3 protein-coding genes are annotated in these 6,000 nt (G+C 56.8%); 1 reads left to right on the top strand and 2 read right to left on the bottom strand.

Features of this window, described 5'->3' with window-relative positions:
- Positions 1–322 (top strand): UvrB/UvrC motif-containing protein (locus AC5LBQ_RS01795; protein ID WP_493264455.1); only part of this gene is annotated, 322 nt, incomplete at its 5' end.
- Between the two features lie 186 nt (positions 323–508).
- Here AC5LBQ_RS01795 and AC5LBQ_RS01790 read toward each other — a convergent pair.
- Together AC5LBQ_RS01790 and putP are read right to left on the bottom strand one after the other, a co-directional pair.
- Positions 509–4,018 carry a bifunctional proline dehydrogenase/L-glutamate gamma-semialdehyde dehydrogenase gene (locus AC5LBQ_RS01790; protein ID WP_493264454.1) on the bottom strand — a complete coding sequence of 1,170 codons (3,510 nt, stop codon included), beginning with the start codon at positions 4,016–4,018 and terminating at the stop codon, positions 509–511.
- A gap of 125 nt (positions 4,019–4,143) precedes the next feature.
- Positions 4,144–5,799: a sodium/proline symporter PutP gene (gene putP / locus AC5LBQ_RS01785; protein ID WP_295026703.1), complete on the bottom strand. Its 1,656-nt coding sequence runs from the start codon at positions 5,797–5,799 to the stop codon at positions 4,144–4,146.
- Positions 5,800–6,000 lie beyond the last annotated feature (201 nt).

Genomic DNA, 6,000 nt, shown 5'->3' with positions numbered 1-6,000 from the left:
CCGGCGGAAATTTTGGGGTCGGGGCTCCCCCCGCCCAGACAAAACCCCTCCCGCCCCCCCCCGCGGGGCGGCGGGGGAGGGGGCGGCGGCCCGCGCGGCTGGGGAGGTCATCAGCGGGGCGCGGGCCAATGCGGCAGAGGACCGGTCAACTCAGCATGGCGCGGATGAAGATACTGTGGACTTAGTTTCTCTGGTCGCGGAGTTGACTGACCAGATGCACGCGGCTGCCAGTGAGCTGCGGTTTGAGTTGGCTGCCCGGCTGCGTGATGAAATCGCCGACCTAAAGAAAGAAATCCGCCGGGGGAAAGCCTTGGGCAACTAGCCTTTCGGGTTGTGTTTCAGGTTATGTTAGCGGCAAAGGGCGGCCGAGTTCGCTTAGTTTGACCGGTTTTGTGCCCTGGCCGCTTGCGGGATTGAAGTTTGCAAATGAACTGAGCAGACCGGTGGCTGCTGATATTCAGCAGCCACCGGATGTATTAAGTTATGAGTTCAAAGCCCGCAGGGTGGATTAGTAATCCACCACGTGGTCCTCGAGGATACCCTTGGTAATCGGCGTGGGATCGCCAAAGCGGTGGTTCGTCAAGGCAACCGCCTGTTCGTGGAGGAACGGAATCATTTCGACCCGACCGGAATAGGTGACCGGGTGATCCCAGATAGCGATGTCAACAGAACCATCGATAGCTTCAGCGACCTTGGTCCGAGTTTCACCGATGATACGAATTCGCCCGTCATAGCCGGCATCGTGAGCAGCCCAGCTCCGTGCCCAGTTCAACCAGGCGGCTTCATCTTGAACCATCACACTGACGCCGTGCTTGGAGGCAAAACCAGCCAGGCCAGGGGTCAACGGCTTGGCGGTGGAAACCGTAATCTTGGAACCCACCAGCAAACCGGAGTGCAGCACGTGGGCAATCTCCCAGTTCTTGACGTTTTCACCGAAACGGACGAGGACCGGAACGGGCAGGCAACGGAAAATGTTGCGTTCCACTCCGAGCTGAGACGGATCGCGATTAACCTGGAAATCCTGAGCATAAGCGGTTTCATCGCCAGCCAAGGACTTCTCAAGTTTGTCCTGGTCTCCGATTTCACCTGCCAACGCAGTCAATTCCCGCGCCAAAGTTCCGGAGGCTGAACCAGAAATGTCGCTCAAGGTGGCGTCATCCGGGCTCCATTCACCCAAAGCGTACAGGTAGGAGGGGCCGCCGGCCTTGGAACCGGCACCCACGACCGAACGCTTCCAGCCGCCGAACGGCTGACGGCGCACGATGGCACCGGTAATACCGCGGTTGATGTAGGCATTACCGACCTGAACGTGATCGAGCCAGTACTTGATTTCGTCCGGATTCAGGGTGTGAATACCGCCGGTCAAACCGTATTCAACCTGGTTTTGCAACTCGACAGCTTCTTCCAAAGTGTCGCAGCGCATCACGCCCAAAATCGGTCCGAAGTATTCGGTCATGTGGTACTCACTGCCGGGTTTCACATTAGCGCGCACGCCAGGGCTCCACAGCCGCCCGGAATCATCGAGTTCTTTGGGCTTGACTGCCCAGCTCTGGCCGGGCTCCAACTGGGTCAAGCCGCGCATCAGCTTTTCGCCCGGCTTTTCCACGACCGGCCCCATCTGGATACCCAAATCCCACGGGTAGCCGACTTTCAGGGACTGCACCGCGTCAATCAACTGGTTGTGGAAACGCTTGGAATTACCAACTGTACCAACCAAAATAACCAACGACGCGGCAGAACACTTTTGCCCCGCGTGACCAAACGCACTCGTGACAACGTCCTTTACCGCCAGGTCAAGGTCAGCCGAAGGGGTGACGATAATGGCGTTCTTGCCGGAAGTCTCGGCTAACAGGCCCAGGTCAGGCCGCCAGGAGCGGAACATTTGCGCGGTTTCGATACCGCCGGTCAGAATGACGCGTTCCACCCGCGAATCGGTAATCAGAATCTTGCCCAAGTCGTGATTGGCCAAGGTCACCAGCTGCAGCACGTCCTTGGGAACGCCCGCTTCCCACAGGCATTCCGCGAGCAACGCCCCACAGCGGCGAGCGGGGGTAGCCGGCTTCAAAATAACCGGAGAACCCGCCGCCAAACCGGCAATGGTAGAACCGCCGGGAATAGCCACCGGGAAGTTCCACGGCGGCGTCACCACGGTAATCTTGGCGGGAGTGAACTTCGCACCGGCCACCTTCGACATGGCGATAGCCTCATCGGCGTAATAGTGCGCGTAATCAACGGCCTCGGATACTTCCACATCACCCTGGTCAATGGCTTTACCGGCTTCGGAACCCATCACTTCGATAAACTCGGCGCGATGCTGGCTCATGATGACACCGGCACGGTGCAGAATCTCGCCGCGTTCCTCCGGGCTGAGCGCCCACCACTTCGCGCCGCCCTCCTCAGCGCGATTCAGTACGGCCTGCAATTCGTCCTCGTTGTTGATCTTGGAGGCATCGACTGTATCCTGACCGATCTGAGAATCCTGCATCCTGGCCGCAATCGACTCACCCCAAGCCACGTTGGCCGGCAAGGACGGATCGGAATCCGGAACGTTGCGGAACGCCCATTTACCGGAATCGTACTGGACAAGTTTGGCCAGTTCCTCAGCGGTTTCCTGGCTGCGGTCTTGATGACGGCGCGGCCCGAACTCCAGGTCGTTGACCATAGAAATAGCTTTCTCGAAGCGGTTGCGTTCCCGTTCGTACATAGCCTGGTTCGTGGTCAGCTCAAAAGCCGCGCTCATGAAGTTTTCTTCCGCGGCAATCTCTTCCAGACGACGCACCAGGTAGCTGATGGCAACATCGAATTCCTCGGGGTGCACCACCGGAACGTAGTACAACAATGGACCGGTGTCCTCCATGACCGCGCGGGCCATGGAGCTGTTCATGCCCGTCAGCATCTCGAACTCGCAACCGTGGTTTTGGAACACCCCGCGCTTATTGGCCAACTCATAAGCAAAACCGGCGGTAAACACGTTCATGCCAGCTACGCCGATACGAATGTTCCGAGTATGCTCGGGGGTCAGTGCATAGTTGAGGATACGCATATAGTTTGCGTCAGTGTGCTGTTTCGAGGGCTGCGGGGTCATCGGCCAGCCGTGTATCATGGCGTCGACGTGTTCCATAGACAGGTTCGCGCCTTTGACCACACGCACCTTGACGCGAGCTCCGCCGTTGTCGACGCGTTTCGCGGCCCAAGCCTGTAGGTCTTGCATGGCTTCCAGCGAATCCGGCAAGTAGGCCTGGAGCACGATACCGGCCTCTAAATCCTTGAACTCCTCGCGGTCCAGCAACTGCTTGAACACATCGATGGTCATGTGCAAGTCGTGATATTCCTCCATGTCCAAGTTGATGAACTTCTTGGGGCTGAACTTGTTGGCTTCCCGATAGAGCGGCAACAGGTTTTCGACTGCGTAAGCCACCATGTTCTGGTAGTCCCAGGCGATGTGCGGTCCGGTTACGGCGGAGACTTTGATAGACACGTAGTCCACATCGTCACGCTGCAGCAGTTCCACCACGTCGTTCAGACGCCGGGAGGCCTCCTTGTTACCCAACACAGCTTCACCCAAAAGGTTCATGTTCAGCCGAGACCCGTCCGCGCGCAGTTTCGCAATAGCTCGCCCCAGAGACTTGTTTGTCACGTCAATCGCCAGGTCGCCCACCAGTTCACGGAACACCCGCCGAGCCGCCGGAACCGCAATATCGGGAACAACCGTACCCAAAGCCCCACCGTAGACAGCCGGTAGTTTCAGGTAGGGAGGCAGGAAAGACGGCTTATTGTCTTTCACCAGGGCCGCCAGATTATCTCCGGCAATCTTGATGTCCTCCGGACGCACAACTTCATCGACAAACGCAACGGTGAAGTCCAAGCCACGCGGATCTTTTAAAGTGCGTGAAAGCAGTTTAGAAGCGTAATCGACCGGGTATTTCTTTGAGGCCTCGATCCACTTCTGAGCGCGTTTTACAGCTAGCTGACCGACTTCTCTCAACTCAGCTAATTCTTGTTCATTGAGCGGTTTCAACTTATCTCCTTTGGTGTTGTGTTTTCGCTCGGAGTACTCGTTGCTCGCGAGAGTAATTCCGTACCCTTTTACCTATCATTTACTGAGGTTTTTTGCACAGACTTTAACGTCTATTTTAGAAAAATTCAAGAATTTTTCTTCTCCGCAACGGATTGAGACTGCTTTTCCTCGAGAGTCTTAATCAGACCCTTCGGATCGGGCTGACCCTTAGCGATGGCCACGGCACGTTCGAATTCCTCCAGAATCTGGGGATCATCCCGCCAAGTCGCTTTGGAAACCAGCCAAGCTACCAGCAGGCACAGCAAAAATCCGGGCACGATTTCGTACAGGTGCGTATAGACAATCCACGAGGCATCGCCGTTGTTGAACGCTTTGTTCCACAGCACCGCCACCACGGCACCCACGACCATGCCAGAAGCTGCTCCCTGCCAGGTAAGTTTCTTCCAATAGAGAGACAGAATGACGATGGGGCCAAAAGCAGCGCCAAAACCTGCCCAGGCGAAGGACACCAGTCCCAGTACGGAGTTCGATGGATCTATAGCCAGCAAGGCCGCCACCACGGACACCAACAGAACTGTGATACGGCCGAGCAGAACACCCTTGTTATCGCTGAGTTCTTTCTTGGTTGCCCCGTGATAGATGTCCTCGACCATGGCCGAGGACGTGACCAGCAGTTGCGAGGATACAGTGGACATAATTGCGGCCAGGATAGCAGCCAGCATGAAGCCAGCCATAATGGCCGGGAACAGTGTGGTCCCCATGACCAGGAACACGGTTTCTTGGGGGTTGCCCTCCACGCCCTCTTTCGGTAGCAAATCAGGAATCATGCCCTTTTCGCTCATGGCACGGCCGATAATGGCGGTCATGCCGGTACCGACCAGGCAGAACACCATCCACCCCAGCCAGAAGCGCCGAGCGGGAGTAGCTTGACGGGGGGAACGCAGCGCCATGAAACGCACAATAATGTGGGGCATCCCGAAGTAACCAAATCCCCACGCTACGTTGGAAATCCAGTCCATCCACCCGACGGCGTCGAGTCCGGTGCCCAGGGGGTTCAACAGGGAGTTGTCGCCAGTAGTCGACAGACCCTCGGCGACACCACCGAACCCGCCAATAACGACCAAGCCCATAATCGGCACCGCTACCAAGGCCACCATCATAATCAAACCTTGCACCATATCTGTCCAAGACACAGCCAGGAAGCCGCCGACCAGGGTGTAGAGAATCACGATGCCGGCCACAAACACCATGCCGACGTGGTAGTCCCAGCCAAAGGTGGATTTAAAGAAAGTACCGCCGGCCACCATGCCGGAGGACACGTACAGGGTAAAGAACACCACGATGATAATGCCCGCTACGTAGCGGATGATTTTCGAGTCATCGTGAGTACGGTTGGAAAAGAACGAGGGGACCGTAATCGAGTCGCCAGCGACCTCCGTATAAGCACGCAAGCGCGGCGCGGTGACCAGCCAGTTGATCCAGGCTCCGACGGTCAAACCAATCGCAATCCAGCCGTTGAAAATCCCGCTGAGGTACATGGCTCCGGGCAGCCCCATCATCAACCAGCCGGACATGTCTGCTGCGCCAGCGGAAAGGGCGGCTACGAACGGAGGCAGGTCACGCCCGCCCAGCATGTAGTCGTCCAAGCTCTTGGAACGCGTATAGCCATAGATTCCAATCATGATCATGGCTACGAAATAGATAATCATCGCGATGGCGATGCCTGCGGGGTTAGCCGTGGTTCCAGCGGCTCCTGCGGGTACAACTGTAGTTATGCACATATTGAACCTTTCTGAAAATTATTAGACCGGCAACAATGCGGGCCGTATGCTTCGACAAGCGACATCATAGTACTTAAGTCCCATGTTTTAGAAACGTGACCGCATACTGATACAATTGCAGGTACGAGAGGGAGTATTCCCACTAATGGGGGCATCGTCATCACAGTGAAGCCATCCGCCGTCCATACTGCGGAATCGCGA

It is taken from the genome of Mobiluncus sp. (assembly GCF_985070215.1).
The sequence above is the reverse complement of the archived record's forward strand: the minus strand, read 5'-3'. Positions and strand labels throughout refer to the sequence as shown.

Excerpts from the sequence above, each read along its gene's own strand:
- putP (WP_295026703.1), bottom strand. The coding sequence starts at position 5,799 with ATGTGCATAACTACAGTTGTACCCGCAGGAGCCGCTGGAACCACGGCT.